The sequence below is a fragment of the Kitasatospora sp. NPDC048545 genome (assembly GCF_040651155.1).
Classification (GTDB): domain Bacteria; phylum Actinomycetota; class Actinomycetes; order Streptomycetales; family Streptomycetaceae; genus Kitasatospora.
In genome coordinates, this window is record NZ_JBEZIQ010000074.1 from 1 (window position 1) to 19,539 (window position 19,539).

A 19,539-nucleotide genomic window follows, 5' to 3' on the forward strand; every position below is an offset into this window, starting at 1 on the left:
GCGTACAGCAATCGCCGGACCCGCCGCTACCTGCGACGGCGGGCGATCCGACACGTCATCCCCGAGAAGGCGGACCAGGCGGCGAACCGCCGCAAACGCGGAGGCGCCGGCGGCCGGCCACCCGGATTCGACAAGGAGCGCTACAAGAAGCGCAACGTCATCGAGCGCGCGATCAACAAGTTGAAGAACTTCCGCGCCGTCGCGAGCAGGTACGACAAGCGCGTGTACATCTTTCTCGGCACCGTCACAGTCGCGGCCCTGGTCATCTGGCTCCGCCCATGATCGCGCGGACAGAACCTAGTCGACGACGACACTCTGACCTGCGACGACTGAGTTCATTGTCAGCAGGAGTAGAGCTCCGACGTTGATCCCTAGTGCTCTGACCGCATAGGTTCGCCGGGTTAATTCAGTCGAGACAGGTCCAGCAGTCCGAGTAGCCTCGCCCTGTGGTGGATCAAGAGCAGTACGTTCGGTATCGGGAAGACTCGAAGGTGCTGGCAGCGATCGGGGAGCATGTCGACGCCCAGGTCGGCCGTGTCACGGTGCGACTGCCCAGGGCTGTGGCCGAGGCCGCAGTAGCCGCCTGGGAGCGTGACGAGTTGGGTGACGTCGGCGAGGAGACCCATGAGCAGTACGAGCTGCGGGGCCAGGCTGGTGATCTGGCACTGATCGGCCTTGAGATCTCGGAGGACGGCCGCTGGGAGGGCGAGGAGGTCGTCATCGACCTGCATGTCCACTCCGCGGGGGCAGCCTGGTTGGCGTCGCAGTAGTCAGGCCGCAGCGGCCACCGGTCTGCCGCCTCAGCGGACGCCCTTCTCGCTGCGGATGCGGGCGCGTTCACGGCGTTGGGCGGCCAGGACGTCGGGGTGGCGGGCGTTGGCGTTGCGCCAGCGCAGGTAGGCGTGCAGCGCGCGGGTCTGGACCGTGTGGTTGGGGTGGTTGGAGTTCGCCAGGGTGAACTGTCGCAGCGGTCCGAAGTGCGCCTCGATCGGGTTCGCCCAGGACGCGTTGGTCGGCGTGAAGCACAGGTGGACGTTGTTGTTGTGGGCCCAGCGGCGGATCAAATGACGCTCACCGCGTGACCAGCGAAACGGCCGCACCGCGGCCACATCCTCGAACCGAGCTGTCACGCAGTCCAGCAGCGGACGCCGCCGACGCTCATGCACAGCATCCACGTATGGCTCGCCTGGAGGACCCGCTCGCGGTGCCGTGGCCGGTGGTCGAGCACTCAGCCGCGCAGCTCGGCATCGAGGACCCGTCGGTGGTCAAGAGGTACACGGAACGGCGCCAGACGCTGTACGACCACAGCTTCGCCGCCGGCGTCCCGTCCGCCGGCGCCCCGCACCCGCTGCGCGGCCCGGACGCGCAGGAGCTGGACGAGGACGACGAGGCAGAAGGCTTCTGACACCTGACTCGCGGTCATCCCGTCACTTCCGCGGCAACACCTCGTTGCGGCCGGGTCCGCATGCCCCAGCGGGCAAGAGATGGACCGACAGCGCCCAGTGCCGCGAAGAACACCGCCAGCAGCAGCCAGCCTGTCGTGCCGAGGCCGAGTACCACCGTAGTGAGGATCGCGGGGGCGAGAGCCTGGCCCGCGCTGAAGCCGAGACCGAAGACACCTTGGTACTGGCCCTGTGCGTGGTCGGGGGCAAGACCGAAGCCCAGGGCGAAGGCCGCCGATGACTCCCAAACCTCTCCCAGACTGTGGACGAAGATCGCGGCCAGGACCAGTCCCGCCGCCGCCCAGACAGGGGTGTACGCCGCCAGTGCCATCATCGGGCAGCTGACGAGGAAGAGCAGCCCCGCCGTGCGAAACGCCAGGCCGCCATCGTGCGGGGTCTCGATACGCGATCCGATCCTGGTCTGCATCAGCACACAGAACAGGGAGTTGACGGCGAACAGCGCGGCCACCGTCCAGCGCGGCGCCTCGGTGTGCTCGGAGATCCAGATCGGCAGGAGTAGTGAGACCACCGGGTACTGCAGTCCCATGGCCCCGTAGAGGGCGGTGAACGCGAGGAAGGGACGATCCGCGAGGACGGGCCAGCGCCGCTGTTGCGGTGGTGCTGCCAGTACCGGATAGCGGGGCAGCAGGAGCAGAAGCACCGCGCACAGGGCGAAGCTCGCCGCGTTGCCGAGGATCAGCGTGACATAGGCGCCGCGGGTGTTCGCGGCCAGCGCCAGCCCCGCACCCACCGTTCCCAGGACGACGCCCAGGTTGACGAACGTGCGCAGCTTGGCACGGAACCGGGCCGGGCGCTCACCCCCGACCCGGACCACCAGCGCGCCCCACGCCGCCCCACCAGCCGCTGCGGCGATCTGGTCGACCGTCGCGATGATCGTGAGCGCGGCCCAGCTCTTGACGAGGACGAGGGCCGCCATCGACACGGCCTGGACCGCGAGGGCCGACATCATGATCGTGCGAGCCCCTCGCCGATCTGCGAGATGCCCGCCTGGTATCCCCGCGCACAGACCGATCACTCCGGCGATGGTGAGCGCGGCACCGACCTCCACCGCAGGCAGGCCCACGACCAAGGTGAAATAGAGCGCTGACGCCGCGTTGAACAGACCATTGCCGACTCGGTTGACGAAACTGGCAGCGACCAGCACGCGCTCCGGCCTACTGTCCCCCGCCATCCGGCCTATTCGACCCGCTAAGTTGCCCTTGATCATGGATGGCACGCTAACAGCGGTCGCTGATCCAGCGGAAGTAGCGCCGAGATCACGTGCTCTGGTTCCGCCGGGGCTCGAACCAGGACCGCGCCACCCCCGAGGAATCTGTCGTCAAACGATCGTTTGACGACAGGCAGGCGGCACGTCCAATGAACCCGTGCAATCCGGGGGTCGCGGCGGCGTGAATCCAATCAGATCCGATGGTGATTGCTGACCGGGTTTGACGACAGATGGGGTCCGATCCTCCGTCCGGAATGGGCCCACGAGTGGCGAACCTGGTCCACAAGCGCGTCTCGACCGACCAGCAGTCCGCCGCCCGCCAAGACCTCGTCCTTCACGAGGCCGGGATCGAGGACCCCGTCGTCTTCGAGGAGCCCCCGGGCACCTCCAGCCGCCTCCAGCCGCCTCCACCCTCCAGCGCCCGAAGTTCCGCGAACTGCTCACCTACGCGCGGCCAGGCGACACCGTGCACATCTCCGAGATGTTCCGCCTCGTGCGCGGCACCGGGCAGATCCTCGACGTGCTCGACGGACTGCGGGCGGCCGAGGCCAAGGGCAACAAAGGCGGACGCCGCCCGGCAGTGGCGGCCTCGAAGGCCGATGACGTGCGCGCTGCGCACCTGGGAGGCCGCTCGATCGCTGCACTCGCCCGCGACCACCGGGTCAGCCGCGGCGCGATCCGCACCGCCGTCGCCGACCTCCTGCCCAACCACACAGCCACAAAGGAGGACGCACCGGCCTCGGAGAAGCCGGCCACCCTGGAAATGCCGGGCAAGGTCGCCGACTACCTCCGCACCACCGAGCTGGAGCCCGCCGAGCGGGCCGCGCTCGACCAGGGGGTGGCCGTACGGCGCGGCCAGGGCTACACCCTGCGCATCAGCGCCGTTCCCGCCGTGCACCGTCAGCTCCTCGCCCGCTGCCAGCCGCTCGACGGCGGCCAGGGCATCCCGCGGTCCCGGCACAGCGCAAGGCCCGCCGCGAGTACGTGACCTTGGCGGGTCTGTGCTGGTCGGCTGGGGAGCGGAGTCCGCCGGGGTGTCGGTGGCCGCCGTGATCATGACGGGTTGTGAGACGCGATCATGACACGGCGGCTTCGGCCACGATCGCGCCCGAGCGGTTCCGGGACCGGCTGGAGGAGTTGATGGGTCGGGTGGCCGGGTGCGTTCCGCGGCGGGAGACCCGCTCGACGTTCCGCGAGCTGACCGAAGGCCTGCTCATGGAGTTGGAGGACGTGAACTGCTGGACCCTCGCGGAGGCGATCGGGCACAGCGGGCCGCACCGGCTCCAGCATCTGCTGTCCCGCGCGAGCTGGGACGACCGGCAGGTCCTGGACCAGGCTGCCGCCTGGGCGGCGGCGTCGCTGGACGACGGTGAAGCGATACTGATCGCGGACGAGACCGGGGACGCGAAGTCCTCCACCGACGCGGTCGGCGCCGGCAACCAGTACTCCGGCTCCCTCGGCGGCGTCGGGGTGTGCCAGGTCGCGGTCCATCTCTCCTTCGCCAGCACTCTCGGGCACACGGTCATCGACCGCGCCCTGTACCTGCCCCAGGGCTGGGTCGCGGACGAGGAACGCCGCGAACTGACCGGCGTCCCCGAGGAGCTGGTCTTCGCGACCAAGCCCGAACTCGCCGCCGCGATGCTCACCCGCGCCGTGACCGAGAACCAGGTCAAGGCCGGGTTCTTCGCCGCCGACGAGGTCTACGGCAGCCGCCACGTGCGGCGCACCTGCCGCGCCCTCGGGCTCGGGTACGCGATCGCGGTCCGCTCCAACCACAAGGTCACCACCCCCGGTGGGGCCATGACCTGCAAGGACGCGTTACGGCTGATCCCGGAGCGGGCCTGGCAGCGGATGCGGACCGGCACCGGGACCAAGGGCGCCCGCGACTACGACTGAGCCATGCTGGAGGTGGTCGCCGACGACACGCCCGACGGCCAGGACGACGCCGGGGTCTCGGTCCTGCCGGCCCGCCGCCACCGCTACACCGGCACCGTCTCGTTCTTCCGCTGCTGGTCACCGACCCCGGCCCCGCTGGCGAGACTCGTGTGGGTGGTGTGCCGCAGGTGGCGGATCGAGGAGGAGTCCGCCTGGCGCAGACGCCACCAGCACCGAGCCCGCCAAGCCCACAGACGATGGCACGCCTACGCGGACACGACGCCCTGACCAGCAAGAACACTACCAACATCACGATCTACAGCTGCCGTGTCTCAGCTTGGCCCCCGGTTGGCTGCCACGACCGTCACTCAATAAACAATGCACACAAAGACAGTTGCTCTGTGTGCATATTACGTCGATTGGTCGATTTGCACACCGTGCGGAAACGTGGGGTGATGGAGTGACGACGGTGGACAAAACGGGCTCTTCATCCGGTCCGCCAGGTCATCGACCGTGCCCAGGGATGCCGGCCGACGGCTTCGACCCCACACTGCCCCGCCCTCACCAACGCGACGGGAGAGGAAGACCATCATGACGACGATCGATATCGCGACAACAAAGCGCTTCATCGCGGAGCTGGAACTCGCCGAAACGCCTCCCGCCGTCGCGGAACTGCCCTACGTTCCGATCGCGTTGACGACGGAAAAGTCGGCATCAGTCGCCGACGGAAGTTTCGTCTGCTTCACCGACGGGCTGAGTGTCCAGCACAAGCAGGATGTGCTCAACTCCACTCTGCTGGCCCAGCTCGCCGCGAATAAGAAGTACGACAGGGAGAAGCAGACCAAAGAATGGTACGCCTACTACAGGTCCGTTCTGGAGCAGGTCGGATGGGTCGTATCGGAGTGGCACTTCACGCGCTACCAGGCGGCGGCAGCAGCTTTTCAGGTGGACACGGTGGTCCTGCAGATTCTCACGGCCATCGCGACCGGGAATGAAATAGCGCTGGCCATTGCCGTGATGGAGGCCCTGAAGCAGAACAGCGAAAGCCGCGCCGGTAAGCTGTTCGACCAGCAGAGCCACACAGCGTCAGACGGCTCGTTCCAGATTAGTTGCGCCTCCGGTGACGGCGAAAACGTGTCCATGGCGCTTGGTGCGTTCAGCTTTTCCACGACGACCAAGGTGACCAAGATCTTTTGGACGGAATTCAATTCCAGCCAAACGGACATGTACAAGGGCGGACAGAATGTCGTCCTGAATGAGCAGGTGTATTCTGCGGTCCGCGAGGAAATCATTAAGAAGCTCGGCGACAAGGCCAAAGAGTTGGTCGCCGGCATCGAGATCTAAGACTCCTGCGCAGGAACAGACCGCTGTTCACACATGCCCGGGCACGAAGGTACGCCACCCGAGCGCCCGGGCCACAGTGACAAAGCAGCCTCCTTCATCGCCGATCCGGAGATCTGAAGGCCGGTCGGCGGCGGACGGCATCGGATACGTGCTGACCTTCCGCCGACGCCCCGAATCGAGAGGCGCCCCCAAGGAGCCAGGCATGGCAATCGCGCGAGACGAGGAACGCGTCCGGCACATGGTGCAGACACTCGACCGCCACCAGGCAGAGCTACTCGGCAGGAGAGGATGCACGGGGGTGGCCGTCGCCAGGAAGGAGGTGGGGGGAAGAACGACGGATACGCTTTCGATCACCGTGTACGTGCGGAACAAGCGTGCTGACCTATCAGTCGAAGAGCTGATCCCGCCAATGATCGGCGGCTTCCCCACGGACGTGGTCGAGGAGGACGAGCGGAGGTTCGAACTACTGGGAACCGACCCGTTCGCCCAGCACGATCCCCTGTTCGGCGGCATAGCAATTGCCGCGTGGGAGCTGCCGAAGGACTACGGGTCGCTCGGATGTTTCATCCGCACGACGGGCCGCCCCAATGAGGGCATAGACGCGGGTGATTACCTCCTCACCTGCCGACATGTTCTCGTCGGTGCAGTGCATAATGACCACCGAGTGATACAGCCGAACTATGACGGCAATGAACCCCCTGAAAAGTATTTCTGTGGCAACTATGTGGCAGGCTATCAGAACGCGGCCAACGACTGCGCCCTCGTCAGGGTTGTCTGGCGCTCCTTCGAAAATAAAGTACCCAACTATCCGTGGTGGCCGGGATTTCGATCCATCAAGGGCGTGGGTATGGCCGTCCCCGGTGACGCAGTCTACAAGTACGGCGCGACGACAAAATTCACCAAGGGTGTGGTGGACTGCATCGATTACACGTCACCGGAGGGCACGCGCACGCATGTGATCCTCATCCGGGGCACCGACGACGTATGGATTGCCGAGGGCGATTCCGGCTCGGTCGCCATACGGCAAGATGACGACTTCGTCGTCGCACTGAACTTTGGGGGAGATCCCGACCATATCATTTCCCCTGTCAGTCCTGTGACGTACAGCTACGGCTACAGCTACGATATCCAGGGACAGATGGACAACTTCGCTGCAACAGGTGGTCGCGTCGGCCTCGCCCCGTGAGCCCCGGCCTCCTGGTATTCGACTCCGGCTCATGACACGGCGTGCATTTGCGGGGGCTCACACAGATAACGGAGCCCGAAACCGCGCAGCCTTGCCCATTCTATCCCGGGCTGGCACACCGGTCCCGTCACCACATGAACAGGAATCCTGGAACCCGCGCGCTTCCCGGCAGCAATTCTTCGATGTGTTCCTCGGCGGTAATTCAGCCCAGCCGGCGTTGAAGGAGTAGTACCGGCCCTCCCAGTCCGGGCTCAAGATCGCATCGAGCATCGCCAGTGAGCGGCACAGGTTCCGCAGGTCAGCGATGGAAGGGAGCCGGCGAGCTATGTCATAGACAGTCACGTGCTCATCCAACCGGATGCCCCTGACACCCAGAATCCCCCACGGCTGTCACGCTCAGTAGCAATGCCGGGACGAGGTGAGTCAACTCGCGACGGTTGAATACGCGAGCCCACCAGTGCCGAGGCCGGAGTCCGGCGACGCCGGTGGCGTTGCGCCAGACCAGCCGGCCGTTCTCGCGGACGGCGGCGAGGGCGGAGGTGGCGTAGCCGGTGTCTGTCATCCCGGCGAGGGCGGCGTCGGCGGCCTGCCAGTCGGTGCGCTGCCCCGGGGCGTCGGCGGCGGCGGTGCGGTCGGCGATCCGGCCGTGGGCGTCGCCGCAGCCGGCGACGACCGGGCCGGGCGGCGGCGGTCGGGGCGAGCGCGGCGAGCAGACCCGCACCCACGGCGGCGACGACGGCGGTGCGCAGGGCATGGCGGTGGCGCCCGGGTGTCGGAGCGGTCTTGACGGCGGTCGGGGCGGCGGTCATGCCGGCCTCCCTGCCTGGGGCGCGGGATCGGTCAACCGGGCTTCGGGAAGGTGTTCCTGACACTGCGTCAGGCGTTCGGGCGGCCGCCGTCGCTCGCAGGACGGTGTCCGACCCGGTACGGCCCCGGAACCGTACCCCGAGACGGCTCGGGGTGCGGCTCCGGGACGGGCGGCGCCGGTCGGGCGCGCGGGAGCGGTCAGCCAGGTGGGACGGGTCAGGCGGGCGGGACGGGTCAGGTGACCGGGGCGTGCTTGCGCAGGACCTCGATGAAGGCCCGCAGCCACGCCGGGTGGTCGGGCCAGGCGCGCGCCGAGACGACCAGGCCGTCGACGACGGCCTCGCCCTCGACGAACTCGCCGCCCGCGGCCTTGATGTCCGGGGCCAGCGCCGGGTAGGCCGAGGTGCGGCGGCCGTCCAGGACCCCGGCGGCGGCGGTGATCAGCGGGCCGTGGCAGATCTGCGCGACGGGCTTGTCCCCGGTGAAGAAGTGCCGCGCGATCCGCTGCACGTCCGGGTCGTTGCGCAGGTACTCGGGGGCGCGGCCGCCGGGGATGACCAGGGCCGCGTAGTCGGCCGGGTCGACGTCGGCGAGGGCGATGTCGGCGGGCCAGGTGTAGCCGGGCTTCTCGGTGTACGTGTCGTAGCCCTCGACGAAGTCGTGCACCACGAACTGCAGGCGCTTCTTGGTCGGGGCCGCGATGTCGACCTGGTAGCCCTCCTCGCGCAGCCGCTGGTACGGGTAGAACACCTCCAGCGATTCGGCGGCGTCCCCGGTGACGAGCAGGATCTTCGGTGTCATCGTCGACATCCCTCCATGTGATCTGACCTCAGTTTCCTTACAGGGCAACGGCGATGGCGTCCTTCCGGGCCCGGTCCAAAATTGCGCACCCGTCACGTCGTTGGCAACGGGGCGCACCGGGGGTACGGCGGCGCATACGGAGGCACGCGCGCCGGTTGCGGGGAGTGCGCGCCGGGTGACCCGCCCGGCTTCGGCACCCCGAGCCCCGGGTCCTAGACTCCTGCTGCCCACGACCCGCACGCCACCGCCTTCTCCGGAGGAACCCATGCCGGACCGCACCACCTACCTCGTCCTCCCCGGTTACGGGAACTCGGGCCCCGAGCACTGGCAGACCCGCTGGGAGGCCGCCTCGGAGACGTTCCGCCGGGTCGAGCAGGCGGACTGGGACCACCCGGAGCAGGCGGACTGGGTGGCCCGGGTGGACGCGGCGGTCGCGGAGGCCGCCGCCGCTGGCCCGGTGGTGCTGGTCGCCCACAGCCTCGGCTGCGTGACGGCGGCCCGCTGGGTGGCCACCGCGCCCGCCGGGCGGACCGCGGCCGTCCGGGGCGCGCTGCTGGTCGCCCCCGCCGACATCGACACCGCGGAGGTGCCGGAACTGATCGGCTTCCGGCCGGTGGCGCTGGAGCCCTTCCCCTTCCCGGCCGTGGTGGTCTCCTCCACCGACGACCCGTGGGTGTCCCCCGGGCGGGCCCGCGCGTTCGCCGAGGCCTGGGGCGCCCGGTACGTCGAGCCGGGCGCGTACGGGCACCTCAACTCCGACTCCGGACTGGGCGACTGGCCGGAGGGCCGCAAGCTGCTCGCCGAACTCTGACACCGTGAACGGGGGGACGATGGACAAGCGGACGTCCCGGACCAGGCGCGTCCTGGTCCGGCTGCTGGCGGCCGGCGGGGTGGCCGCCGTACTGCTGTACACCGAGGGGCAGTGGGAGAGCCGCTCGGGCGGCCGGATGCTGGTCGCCGACCTGCTCAACCGGCCCGAACTGCTGCTCGGCGCGGCGCTGACCGCGCTGATCGCGGCCGCCTGGCTGGGCGACCTGCGGGCCGCCGCCCTGCGGACGGCCACCCGGTCGGTCACGGTCACCGCCGGGGTGGTGTTCCTGCTCGGCGCGCTGGCCGCGCACAAGGTGTCGGCGGCCGAGACCCGCAGCCGGGAGGCCGCCCCTGCGGGAGCGGAGCGGGCGCTGGTGGTGGTGCACCGCTCGTACCCCGCCGGGCCGACGCCGGGCGAGCACTGGCAGGTGCTCCTGGAGTCCGGCGACGGCTGGGAGGCGCGGCGCTGGGCGCTGGCCGACATCGGCGGGGGCCCGGACGACGCCCGGCTGGTGGAGGCGAGCTGGACCGGTCGGGAACAGATCACCGTGGTGACCGACTCCTACCGGCGGGTGTTCAACCTCGACCAGGACAGCGGCGAGCCGGTCGAGGCGAGATAGCCGGTCGGGACGACCGGGGCGGCCGCGGCGCACGCGGTGACCGCGGTGACCGCGGTGACCGGGGCGACCGGCTGGGCTCACCCCAGCCCCAGGGCGTGGGCGGCGAGCGCCAGCAGCGCGGCGTTGCCGGCCGCGCCCAGCGCGGTGGCGGAGAGGAAGCGGGCGGCGGTGCCGTCCGGGTACGGGTTGAGGGTCATCGCGAGCAGGAAGCCCGGCGTCGTCCAGACCACCGCCGTCCACTGCGCCACGGCGGTGGTGGCGCCCGTCCCGGCACGCGACTCACGGGCGGCGGCCAGGCCGACCACCAGATAGCCGGCCAGGTAGCCGGCCGAGGGGCAGAGGACGGCGGGGACGCCGAGGATGCTGTGCGGCATGGCGCCATCGTCCGCCGACGCGGCGCGGCCCCGCATGAGTACGGGTACTCATGCGGGGCCGGTCGGGAGCGGGCCCGGCCGCCGGTCGGCGCGGCCGGGTCTCGGCTACTGGCCCTCGGGGTCCGCCGGGGTGGACGGCGCGGAGCGGCCGGTCGGGCTGGTGCCGCGCGGCTTGCCCTGGTTCCCGTTGTTCCCGTTGTTCCCGTTGTTGCCCTGGTTGCCGTTGTTGCCGTTGTTGCCGTTGTTCCCCGGGCTGCCCGTGGCGGGGGCGCCGGTGCAGGTGGCCGAACCCGCCGAGCCGCCGGCGGTGGGGCAGTTGGGGTCGCGCTTGGGCGGGTCCGGGATGTAGACGGTGGTGAACTCCTTCTCCGGCATGCTCCGGACCGCGTCGCTCATCGCCTTCTGCCAGATCGGCCCCGGTCCGGTCGCCCCGAACACCTCGGCCTGGTACTTGCCGCCGATCCGGATGTTGCGCATCGGCACCTTGGTGCCCGGGCTGCCCAGCCAGACCGAGCCCGCCAGGTTGCCCGTGTAGCCGGTGAACCAGGCCGACTTCTTCTCGTCCGTGGTGCCCGTCTTGCCGGCGATCTGGCGGCCGTCGTCCAGGCCGAGGTCGCGCGCGGTGCCGCCCTTCTCGGTCACCCCGAGCAGCACGCTGTTGATCACGTCGGCGGTGTCCTCGGACATCGCCTGGCTGCACTGCGCGCCCGGCACCGGCACGTCCTTGCCGTCGACCGTGGTGATCCGGTTGATCGCCATCGGCGCGCAGTAGCTGCCCCGGGCAGCGAAGGTCGCGTAGACGTTGGCCATGGTCAGCGGGCTGACCTCCTGGGTGCCGAGGCCGAGGGCGGGCACCTCCTGCAGGGGCGAGCCGTCCGCCTTGCCCGCCACGCCCAGCTTGTTGGCCATCTGCTTGACCGCGCAGAGCCCGATCTCCTGCTCCATCTGCACGAAGTAGGTGTTCACCGACAGCGCCATGGCCTGCTTGAGCTCGTACGGGCCCTTCTCGGACTCGGACTCGTTGGGGATCGTCCCCTCCTTCTTGCCCTTGCTGAGGTTCTTCCAGGTGCCGTCGCAGGTCTTCATTGTCGGCCAGTCCATCCGGTTCGGCGCGTCGTACCGCTGGGTCGACGACAGGCCGGCCTCCAGGGCCGCGGCGGCCACGATCGGCTTGAAGTTGGAGCCGGGCTGGAAGCCGACGCCGCCGCCCATCGCCGCGTCCACGTTGTAGTTGACGACGGTCTCGTTCTTCTCCTTGGCCAGGCCGTACGGGCGGGTCTGCGCCATCGCCAGGATCTTGCCCGTACCGGGCTCGACCATCGTCATCGCGGCCGAGACCGGGTCGGTGACGTACACCTTGGTGGAGACGGCGTTCTGGGCGGCGGCCTGCTTCTGCGGGTCCAGCGTGGTGTAGATGTTCAGACCGCCGGTGTCCCACAGCGTCTTGCGCTCGGCCGCGCTCTTGCCGTACGCCGGGTCCTGCTTGACCACGTGGCGCACGTAGTCGCAGAAGAAGCCCATCCCGGCCTGGGCGGTGATGCAACCGTTCTGCGGGTCCTTGTAGTTCAGGCCCAGCGGCGCGGCCTTGGCCTCCTTGGCCTGGTCCGCCGTGATGTGCTTGTTCTCCACCATCTTGTCGATGACGGTGTCACGGCGCCGCTGCGCAGCCACCGGGTGCAGCTTCGGGTCGTACTGGGACGGGTTCTGCACCAGCCCGGCGAGCATCGCCGCCTCGGGCAGGGTCAGGTCCTTCGCGTCCTTGCTGAAGTAGCGCTGCGCGGCGGCCTGGATGCCGTACGCCTGGTGGCCGTAGAAGGTGATGTTCAGGTAGTTGGTGAGGATCTGGTCCTTGGTCAGGTCCTCCTCCAGCTTGATGGCGTACCGGAGTTCCTGGATCTTGCGACCGAGCGTCTTGCGCTGCGCCTCGCGCACCGCCTCCGGATCGTCCCCGGCCTTCTCCACGTTGACGTTCTTCACGTACTGCTGGGTCAGCGTGGAGGCGCCCTGGACGGTGGCGCCGCTCTCGGCGTTCTTGGTGACGGCCCGCAGAACGCCCTTGAGGTCGACCGCGCCGTGCTCGTAGAAGCGGGCGTCCTCGATGTCCACCTGCGCCTGGCGGATCAGCGGGGACATCTGGTCGGCGGTGAGGACGGTCCGGTCGCGCTCGTAGACCTTGGCGATCAGGCCCCCGTTGGCGTCGAAGATCTGGGTGGCCTGGGTGAGCGGCGGCGTCTTGAAGTCGTCGGGGATGTTCTGGAAGCCCTCGGCGCCGTTCTTCGCCCCGAGTCCCACCGCGCCGGCCGCCGGGAGGATCAGGCCGGCCAGCAGCACGCCGCCGAGGACGCTGGCACCGAGGAAGGTGGCCGCGTGGCCCAGGAATCCGAGCGGGGTCTCACGGCGCCTCGGGCGCGGGGCCCAGGTGTCGCCCGGGTCCTGGGTGGGTATGCGACGGCGGCTCTTCGGTGACATAGTTCGAACATTAAGGCCGTGAAGACGCCTTGTGGGCGGGGTGTCGGCGAAGGATTGTCACAAAATCGCGACAGCTTCGACTCATTCGCGAGAGTCGAACGGACGTGCACGCAGGGACAAGGACCGTTCGTCCACGGCCCGTTGGCCCCACGCCCCGTCCGCGCAGCTCGGCCCGCACCCGGCAACTCCCCGGCCCGCACCCGGCCTTCCGGTGCCGGGTGTTCGACCGGCCCCCGCTCACCCCGCCGGGCAGAAGACGTCCCCGGCCGGACGGCGGCCGCTCACCAGGTAGTCCGTCACCACCGCGTCACCGCAGGCGTTCCCGTTCGCCACGTACACGTCGTGGCCGCCGGAGTCCACCGTGACCATCCGGGCCCGGTCCCCCAGCGCGGCGCGCAGCTTGAGCGCGCCGCGGTACGGGGTCGCCGGGTCACGCAGGTTCTGGGCCAGCAGGACGTTCGCCGGGCCGCGGTCGGTCACCTTCACCGGCGACTCGGCGGGCGCGAACGGCCAGAAGGCGCAGGGCGTCACGTTCGTCGGCATGCCGGCGGTGAGCGGACGGGCGGCGCGCTCGGCCGCGACGTCCTTGGCGTACGCGGCCGGATCGGTGGGCCAGCTGACGTCGTTGCACAGGGTGCCGACCGAGACGGCGATCGAGTTCTGCACCGCCTGCACCGCCTGCTCGGGCAGGGGAGCCGGCGCGGGCAGCGGACGGCGGCCGAGGCCGGCCAGCATCAGCCGGGCCAGGCCCGGGAACTTGGCGTCCGCGTACAGGCTCTGCAGCATGGCCTCGCGCAGCACGTTGCCGTTCAGCTCGGCCGGATCGGCGCCGGGCCAGGGCAGCGGCTCCCGGTCCAGGCGGGCGGCGAGGTCCAGGAAGAGCGGGCGGACCTCCTCGGGGGTGTCCGCGACCCGGTCCGGGTTGTCGGGCGAGGCGGCCCACTTCGCGAAGTCCGGGAAGCGGTCCTCGGCGCCCTGGCCGTAGGCGGCGAGCCAGCCGCGCTCCACCCGGGTCGGGTCCGGGTCGTCGTTGCTGTCCAGCACGATCCGGTCGGTCCGCTGGGGGAACATGGTGGCGTAGACGGCGCCCGCGTAGGTGCCGTACGAGGTGCCCCAGGCGGAGATCCGGCGCTCACCGAGGGCCGCGCGGATGCTGTCGATGTCACGGGCCTCGTTCGCGGTCGAGATGCTGCGCAGCACCGGGCCGCCGTCGCGGGCGCAGGTCTCGGCGACGCGGCGCGCGTAGGCGACGTTCCCGTCGATCGATCCGTCGGCGGCGGGCCAGGAGTGCAGTTTGACCATCGAGAGGTCGGCACGGTCCAGGCCGCAGCTGACCGGGGTGGAGCGGCCGACTCCGCGCGGGTCGAAGCCGACCAGGTCGAAGCGGTCCAGTACGGACTGCGGGAGGCGCTTGGCCGCGTTGGTCGGGACGTTCAGGCCGGAGCCGCCCGGCCCTCCAGGGACGGTCAGCAGGACGCCGTGGCGCAGATCCGGTCGGGCGGCGGGGATGCGGGAGACCGCGAGGGTGATCTGCTCGCCGTGCGGATCACGGTAGTCCAGGGGGACGGTGACGGTGGCGCACTGCTGACGCGGGTCGACCTGGCCCTGGCAGGTGGTCCAGGCGGGGCGGCCCTTGCCGGTGTTCCGGGCGTCGGCGGCGGCGGGCAGGGCGGTCAGCCCGGTGACGGCCAGGGCGGCGGCCGCGGCGGCGGCCGCCGTGACGGTGACCGTGCCCTTCGAGCTCTTCGAACTCCTGGTGTTCTTCGCGTTCTTCGAGCTCGGCGTGTTCTTCGGGCTCGGCGTGTTCGGCATGTTCGGCGTGTTCGGCGTGTTCTTCGGCATGCCCAAGAGTCTGCTGCGACCGGGCGCCCGGACCCATCCGGCAAGCAGGCCGGTCGGGGGTGGGGAAATCCCCCGGCCGCCGGGTGGAGGCCGCAACCGGGTGCGGCCTCCTGCGGTCGGTCGGGGTGCCGGGGGGTGCCGTGCGCTCCGGAAGGGGCGTCAGAGACCGAGCAGGGCCGGGTCGGAGGCGAGGGCGCGCAGCGGTTCGCGCGGGTCGGCGACCAGCTTGCGCTCGGCCAGGTCGAGGATGCCGCCGACGCCGGTGATCTCGGCGGCCAGCACGCCGTCCCCGCGGACCAGCCGCTGCACCACCTGGAAGGTCTTGCCGTCCCGCCAGGCGAACGAGCAGCTCACGTCCACCGGGTCACCCGCGCGCAGTTCCCGCAGATACTTGATCGTGGTCTCCAGGACGACCGGGCCGACGCCCTTGGCGACCAGGTCGGCCTGGCGGATCCCGGCCGCCTGCAGGTACTCCCAGCGGGCGTGCTCGGCGTACTGGAGGTACACCGCCTGGTTGAGGTGCCCCTGGGTGTCGGTCTCGTACCCGCGGACGGTGATGCGGGTGGTGAAGTCCTGATCGGTCATGTCCCGCACGCTACTCCGGGCGGCGGGGCGCCACCTCGTGTCCTCCGTCACCCCGGCCCCGGTCACCCGGTCAGCGTCGCCAGCAGCGGCAGCAGGGCGTCCGGGCGCCGGTCGACGGGCAGGTGCTCGACCGGGTGGAAGGCGCAGCCGAGCACCGTCGCGCCGCCGTCGCAGGTCCGGTCGTCGCCGACCATCAGCACGTCGGCCGGGGCCAGCCCGAGCCGGGCGCAGGCGGTCTCGAAGATCGCCGGGTCCGGCTTCTGGGCGCCCACCTCGTAGGAGAGGACGTAGCTGTCGACCAGCTCGTCCAGCCCGTGGGCGCGGAAGACCGGACGCAGGTCCCAGCCGATGTTGCTCACCACGGCGACCGGGACGCCCCGGCGGCGCAGCTCGTGCAGCACGGGGGCGGTGTCCGGGTACGGGCGCCAACTCGCGGGCGCCAGATGGCTCTCGTACAGGGCGTCCACATCGAGGCCGGCGGGCGGAGCGGCGGCGCGGGTCAGCGCGGTGTACGCGCTGCGGTGCAGCTCGGGGGTCAGGTCCCGGGTGTCCCAGGCCTCCTGGACCTCCGGCGGGATCCGGCGCGGCGGGACGCCCCCGGGCAGTGCGCCGAACTCCTCCAGTCGGACCACCAGTTCGGCCTGTTCCGGGGCGGACAGGCCGGGGCCGGCGGCCGCGGTGAAGGCCGCGAGCCACTCGGCGGTGGAGACGACTCGGAAGAGCGTTCCGGAGAAATCGAACATCACGCCTTTGGTCATGGCGTCGAGCCTAACCGGGCGATCCCCCGGCGGAGGAACGGCTGTACGACGGGGGACGGCCGCACGGCGGGCGAGGGGCCGGCCGTGCAGCGGGCTCAGCGGAGGGTGAGGATGCGCGGGCCGTCCTCGGTGACGGCGACGGTGTGTTCGATGTGGGTGGCGCGCGAGCCGTCCGTGGTGCGCAGGGTCCAGCCGTCCGGGTCGGTGTCGTAGTCGTCCCGGCCTCCGGCGATGAGCATCGGTTCGATGGCCAGCACCAGGCCGGGGCGCAGCGGGTAACCCCGGCCCGGGCGGCCGACGTTGGGCAGGTGCGGGTCCTCGTGCATCCGGCGGCCGATGCCGTGCCCGCCGAAGCCCTCCGGTGTCCCGTACCGTCCGGCGCGGACGACGCGGGCGATGGCGTGGGAGATGTCCCCGATCCGGTTGCCGACCACGGCGGCGGCGATGCCGGCGTCCAGGGCCCGCTGGTTGGCGTCGATCAGTGCGGTGTCCTCGGGACGGGCGGTGCCGACGGTGAAGCTCACGGCGGCGTCACCGGCCCAGCCGTCCAGCACCGCGCCGCAGTCGATGCTGACCAGGTCGCCGTCGCGCAGCCGGTAGCCGTTCGGGATGCCGTGCACGACGGCGTCGTTCACGGAGGCGCAGATGACGGCGGGGAACGGGACCGGAGCGAACGACGGGCGGTAGCCGAGGAACGGCGAGCTCGCTCCGGCCGCGTCCAGCACGCCCCGGGCGACCTCGTCCAGCTCGGTCAGGCTGACGCCGACCGCCGCCGCCTCCCGCACGGCGGCGAGCGCGTCCGCCACCACCCGTCCTGCTTCGCGCATCGCTTCGAGGGCGGCGTCCGACTTGAGTTCGACCATGCTGACCACTCCCCTGGATCCAATTCTTATACCGGTATTTGTATCACGGTCGATCACGGGCGACGACCACCCGGCCGCACCGCGGGAGAGCCCACGACGGGGGCACCGCGACAGCCGCAGGCCGCCCGCCTGGGAATACCTGGCGCCGGGACGGCGCGTGATCCGCTAGTGTTCGGCGGCGCAATCCGATGATCTGACCATGAGGAACCCACGTGACGACCCCGCCGACCGCCCCCGTCGACGAGACCCCCCAGCCCGCCCAGCCGGCCGCCCAGGAGCCCTGGGGCGCCGGAGTCCCGGCCCCGGACCAGCCCTCGCGGCTGCGCCGCAACCTCCGCCGGGTGGGCGGACCGCTCCTTCTGGTCGCGCTGATCAGTGGCGGTCTGCTCATCGCCGGCCAGATGAGCAAGTCCGAGCCGGAGGCGGCACAGGTCGGCAGCTGCGTGCACGACCTCGGCAACGGGACCAAGCCGAAGATGGAGCTCGTCGACTGCTCCAAGCCCACCGCGGACTACAAGGTCACCAAGGTCGTCCACGACGGCGAGGCCAAGCACGCCTGTGACACGGAGCCGGACGACGTCTTCGGCTCCTACAGCGAGGAGCGCCGGAGCAGCATCGTCATCCTCTGCCTCGCCCTGAACCCCGCCCGGCCGGGCGGCCCGGCCGACCTCCCGAGCTGGCCCGCGCTCTAGGCGCGTCCGGGACGGACCCCGGCACGGGCCCGCACTGCGGGGCGGGCCCGTGCGGGACTATGCTCGACGCCATGGTGAGGACTCCGCTGACCCCGTGGGAGCGCGAGCGCGGGGAGCGCTTCGGAGCGCTGCTGCGCGAGGCGCGTGGCGGGCGCAGCATGGTCGAGGTGGCGGCGGTGGCCGGCGTCTCCGCCGAGACGCTGCGCAAGATCGAGACGGGCCGCGCCCCGACGCCGTCCTTCTTCACCATCGCGGCGCTGGCCTTCGCGCTCGGCCTGTCCCTCGACGAACTCGCCTCCGCCTGCGCACCGTCCGAGGACGGCGAGCACGGCGCGGCGCTCACGGCGTGAACGGGCGACGGCCCGTCCCGGCGCGCGGTGCGCGGGGCGGGCCGTCGGCCTGACCGTGACGGCGGTTCGGGTGGCAGCGGTTCAGCCCACCGAGCTGTTGTAGCTCTCGATCGCCGGCTGCAGCTCCTTGGCGGCGTCGGACAGCGCCTGCTGGGCCGACTTGCTGCCCGAGACGGTCTGCTCGATCGCGGTCTCCACGCCCTTGCGGGCCTGCGGCATGACGCCGAGCAGGCAGCCGGCGGTGGCCGGGGTGGGCTTGGTGGACTTCAGCTGGTCGATCGCGGTCTGGAACTGCGGGTACTTGGCCACCCACTCCTTGTCCTTGGGGTCGTCCAGGGACTTCGTGTTCACCGGGAAGTACCCGGTGCCGGTGTGCCAGACGGCCTGCTGCTCGGGGGCCGTCACGAACTTCTCGAACTCCCAGGCGGCGCGCTTCTCGGCGTCCGAGTGGCCGGGGCCGCTGATCCACAGCGAGGCACCGCCGATCACCGGGCCGCCCTGGTCCGCGGCGGTGACCTTCGGGAAGGCCGCAGTGCCGACGGCGAACTTCGCCGCCTCCGTGTAGCCGCGCAGTACGCCGGTGGACTCCAGGTGCATCGCGACCGTGCCGGCCTTGAACGCGGCCTGCGCGTCGTCGGTGGTGCGGCCGGTGTTGGCCGCGTAACCACCCTTGACCAGGTCGGCCCACCACTGGACGATCTGCGCGCCCTGCGCGGAGTCGAACACGACCTTGCCGGCCTTGTTGCTGCGGCCGTTGTCGCTGTCGCAGTACATGGCGCCGGACTCGGCCAGCAGCTGCTCCACGAACCAGCCGTAGATGGCGGCGCCGAAGCCGTACCGGACGGTCTTGCCGTCGGCGTCCTTCTTGGTCAGCTTCTTCGCCAGCTCGCCCAGCTCGTTGAGGTCCTTGGGCGGCTGCGCCGGGTCGAGGCCGGCCTCCTTGAAGGCGTCGTCGTTGAGGTAGAGCAGCGGCATCGAGGAGTTGAACGGCATCGACTGGAGCTTGCCGCCGACCGAGTAGTAGTTGCGGATGTTGGCGTCCAGGTCGCCCAGCGGGTAGCCGTCCTTGTCCGCGAAGGCCTGGGCGGGGACGGTCTGCCTGGAGTCGATCATGAACCGGGTGCCGATGTCGTAGACCTGCACCAGGGCGGGCGTGCCCTTCTGCTGCACCGCGGCCTTGTACTTGGTGACCAGCTCGTCGTACTTGCCCTGGAACTGCGCCTTGACCGCGACCTTGCCCTGGTGCGCGGCGTTGAACCGGTCGACCAGCCCGGTGAGCACCTCGGCGTTCTTGCCGGTCATCGAGTGCCAGAACTCGACGTTCGTGACGCCGGAGGCCTGGTCGAGCGCCTGGGCACCGGGCGCCGCGGCGTCGTTGGCGGAGCCGGAACCGGACCCGGAACCGGAGGAGCTGCAGGCGGTCAGGGACAGGCCGGCCACCAGCAGGGCCGCGAGCGCGCGTGCACTCTTCTTCACGAGGGTTCTCTCTCTCG

The 19,539-nt window shown here is 70.4% G+C and carries 22 protein-coding genes and 1 pseudogene; 12 read left to right on the forward strand and 11 right to left on the reverse strand.

All coding sequences use genetic code 11. The annotated features are described in order from the left end of the window. Nucleotides 1-282, forward strand: a 282-nt coding sequence (locus tag AB0D10_RS40815) for a transposase (RefSeq protein ID WP_360266366.1), incomplete at its 5' end; no start/stop codon positions are given. Between the two features lie 164 nt (nucleotides 283-446). Continuing rightward, nucleotides 447-770: a hypothetical protein gene (locus tag AB0D10_RS40820; protein WP_360266369.1), complete on the forward strand. Its 324-nt coding sequence runs from the start codon at nucleotides 447-449 to the stop codon at nucleotides 768-770. A gap of 30 nt (nucleotides 771-800) precedes the next feature. Here the strand turns inward: AB0D10_RS40820 and AB0D10_RS40825 are convergent. After that, a pseudogene (locus AB0D10_RS40825) lies at nucleotides 801-1,061 on the reverse strand (IS630 family transposase); the annotation flags it as partial. A 116-nt stretch (nucleotides 1,062-1,177) separates the two neighbouring features. Between AB0D10_RS40825 and AB0D10_RS40830 the strand changes: the two are divergent. Beyond that, nucleotides 1,178-1,405 (forward strand): DUF4158 domain-containing protein, encoded by a 228-nt coding sequence (locus tag AB0D10_RS40830; RefSeq protein WP_360266372.1) that lies wholly within the window; start codon nucleotides 1,178-1,180, stop codon nucleotides 1,403-1,405. A gap of 14 nt (nucleotides 1,406-1,419) precedes the next feature. Here AB0D10_RS40830 and AB0D10_RS40835 read toward each other — a convergent pair whose 3' ends face one another. Continuing rightward, nucleotides 1,420-2,670 (reverse strand): MFS transporter, encoded by a 1,251-nt coding sequence (locus AB0D10_RS40835; protein ID WP_360266375.1) that lies wholly within the window; start codon nucleotides 2,668-2,670, stop codon nucleotides 1,420-1,422. A 466-nt stretch (nucleotides 2,671-3,136) separates the two neighbouring features. Between AB0D10_RS40835 and AB0D10_RS40840 the strand changes: the two genes are divergently transcribed. The 5 genes from AB0D10_RS40840 (at nucleotide 3,137) to AB0D10_RS40860 (ending at nucleotide 7,075) form a co-directional block, all read left to right on the forward strand. Beyond that, on the forward strand, nucleotides 3,137-3,658 hold the full coding sequence (locus AB0D10_RS40840) for a resolvase (protein ID WP_360266377.1): 522 nt from the start codon (nucleotides 3,137-3,139) through the stop codon (nucleotides 3,656-3,658). A 77-nt stretch (nucleotides 3,659-3,735) separates the two neighbouring features. Beyond that, nucleotides 3,736-4,566, forward strand: a complete 831-nt coding sequence (locus tag AB0D10_RS40845; RefSeq protein ID WP_360266380.1) for an IS701 family transposase — start codon at nucleotides 3,736-3,738, stop codon at nucleotides 4,564-4,566. A 3-nt stretch (nucleotides 4,567-4,569) separates the two neighbouring features. Next, a complete protein-coding gene (locus tag AB0D10_RS40850; protein ID WP_360266383.1) occupies nucleotides 4,570-4,833 on the forward strand; it encodes a hypothetical protein in 264 nt (87 codons plus the stop codon). A 303-nt stretch (nucleotides 4,834-5,136) separates the two neighbouring features. After that, a complete protein-coding gene (locus tag AB0D10_RS40855; protein ID WP_360266386.1) occupies nucleotides 5,137-5,889 on the forward strand; it encodes a hypothetical protein in 753 nt (250 codons plus the stop codon). A gap of 202 nt (nucleotides 5,890-6,091) precedes the next feature. Beyond that, nucleotides 6,092-7,075 (forward strand): hypothetical protein, encoded by a 984-nt coding sequence (locus AB0D10_RS40860; protein ID WP_360266388.1) that lies wholly within the window; start codon nucleotides 6,092-6,094, stop codon nucleotides 7,073-7,075. 346 nt (nucleotides 7,076-7,421) lie between these two features. Here the strand turns inward: AB0D10_RS40860 and AB0D10_RS40865 are convergent, their stop codons facing one another. Both AB0D10_RS40865 and AB0D10_RS40870 read right to left on the reverse strand, forming a co-directional pair. Beyond that, nucleotides 7,422-7,829, reverse strand: a complete 408-nt coding sequence (locus AB0D10_RS40865; protein ID WP_360266391.1) for a hypothetical protein — start codon at nucleotides 7,827-7,829, stop codon at nucleotides 7,422-7,424. 287 nt (nucleotides 7,830-8,116) lie between these two features. Further along, the gene (locus AB0D10_RS40870; protein ID WP_360266394.1) at nucleotides 8,117-8,683 is read right to left on the reverse strand and encodes a DJ-1/PfpI family protein; all 567 of its coding nucleotides are present in this window, start codon (nucleotides 8,681-8,683) and stop codon (nucleotides 8,117-8,119) included. A 265-nt stretch (nucleotides 8,684-8,948) separates the two neighbouring features. Between AB0D10_RS40870 and AB0D10_RS40875 the strand changes: the two genes are divergently transcribed. Continuing rightward, entirely contained in the window at nucleotides 8,949-9,494 is a 546-nt protein-coding gene (locus tag AB0D10_RS40875; RefSeq protein ID WP_360266396.1) for an alpha/beta fold hydrolase, read from the forward strand. A 19-nt stretch (nucleotides 9,495-9,513) separates the two neighbouring features. Further along, the gene (locus tag AB0D10_RS40880; RefSeq protein ID WP_360266399.1) at nucleotides 9,514-10,113 is read left to right on the forward strand and encodes a hypothetical protein; all 600 of its coding nucleotides are present in this window, start codon (nucleotides 9,514-9,516) and stop codon (nucleotides 10,111-10,113) included. 77 nt (nucleotides 10,114-10,190) lie between these two features. Here AB0D10_RS40880 and AB0D10_RS40885 read toward each other — a convergent pair whose 3' ends face one another. From AB0D10_RS40885 to map, 6 genes are all read right to left on the reverse strand, one after another. Then, the gene (locus AB0D10_RS40885; RefSeq protein ID WP_360266402.1) at nucleotides 10,191-10,487 is read right to left on the reverse strand and encodes a hypothetical protein; all 297 of its coding nucleotides are present in this window, start codon (nucleotides 10,485-10,487) and stop codon (nucleotides 10,191-10,193) included. A gap of 105 nt (nucleotides 10,488-10,592) precedes the next feature. Further along, a complete protein-coding gene (locus AB0D10_RS40890) occupies nucleotides 10,593-12,956 on the reverse strand; it encodes a transglycosylase domain-containing protein (protein ID WP_360266405.1) in 2,364 nt (787 codons plus the stop codon). Between the two features lie 237 nt (nucleotides 12,957-13,193). Continuing rightward, nucleotides 13,194-14,798, reverse strand: a complete 1,605-nt coding sequence (locus AB0D10_RS40895) for an alpha/beta hydrolase (RefSeq protein ID WP_360266407.1) — start codon at nucleotides 14,796-14,798, stop codon at nucleotides 13,194-13,196. A 159-nt stretch (nucleotides 14,799-14,957) separates the two neighbouring features. Next, nucleotides 14,958-15,383 (reverse strand): acyl-CoA thioesterase, encoded by a 426-nt coding sequence (locus AB0D10_RS40900; RefSeq protein WP_360266410.1) that lies wholly within the window; start codon nucleotides 15,381-15,383, stop codon nucleotides 14,958-14,960. 62 nt (nucleotides 15,384-15,445) lie between these two features. After that, entirely contained in the window at nucleotides 15,446-16,141 is a 696-nt protein-coding gene (locus tag AB0D10_RS40905; RefSeq protein ID WP_360266413.1) for an HAD-IA family hydrolase, read from the reverse strand. Between the two features lie 95 nt (nucleotides 16,142-16,236). After that, nucleotides 16,237-17,004, reverse strand: coding sequence for a type I methionyl aminopeptidase (map, locus tag AB0D10_RS40910; protein WP_360266415.1), 768 nt, complete (start codon nucleotides 17,002-17,004; stop codon nucleotides 16,237-16,239). Nucleotides 17,005-17,216: 212 nt separating this feature from the next. Between map and AB0D10_RS40915 the strand changes: the two genes are divergently transcribed. Then, a complete protein-coding gene (locus tag AB0D10_RS40915; RefSeq protein WP_360266418.1) occupies nucleotides 17,217-17,696 on the forward strand; it encodes a hypothetical protein in 480 nt (159 codons plus the stop codon). 71 nt (nucleotides 17,697-17,767) lie between these two features. Next, the gene (locus AB0D10_RS40920; protein WP_360266421.1) at nucleotides 17,768-18,046 is read left to right on the forward strand and encodes a helix-turn-helix transcriptional regulator; all 279 of its coding nucleotides are present in this window, start codon (nucleotides 17,768-17,770) and stop codon (nucleotides 18,044-18,046) included. Nucleotides 18,047-18,127: 81 nt separating this feature from the next. Here the strand turns inward: AB0D10_RS40920 and AB0D10_RS40925 are convergent, their stop codons facing one another. Next, nucleotides 18,128-19,522, reverse strand: coding sequence for an ABC transporter substrate-binding protein (locus AB0D10_RS40925; protein ID WP_360266424.1), 1,395 nt, complete (start codon nucleotides 19,520-19,522; stop codon nucleotides 18,128-18,130). Nucleotides 19,523-19,539 lie beyond the last annotated feature (17 nt).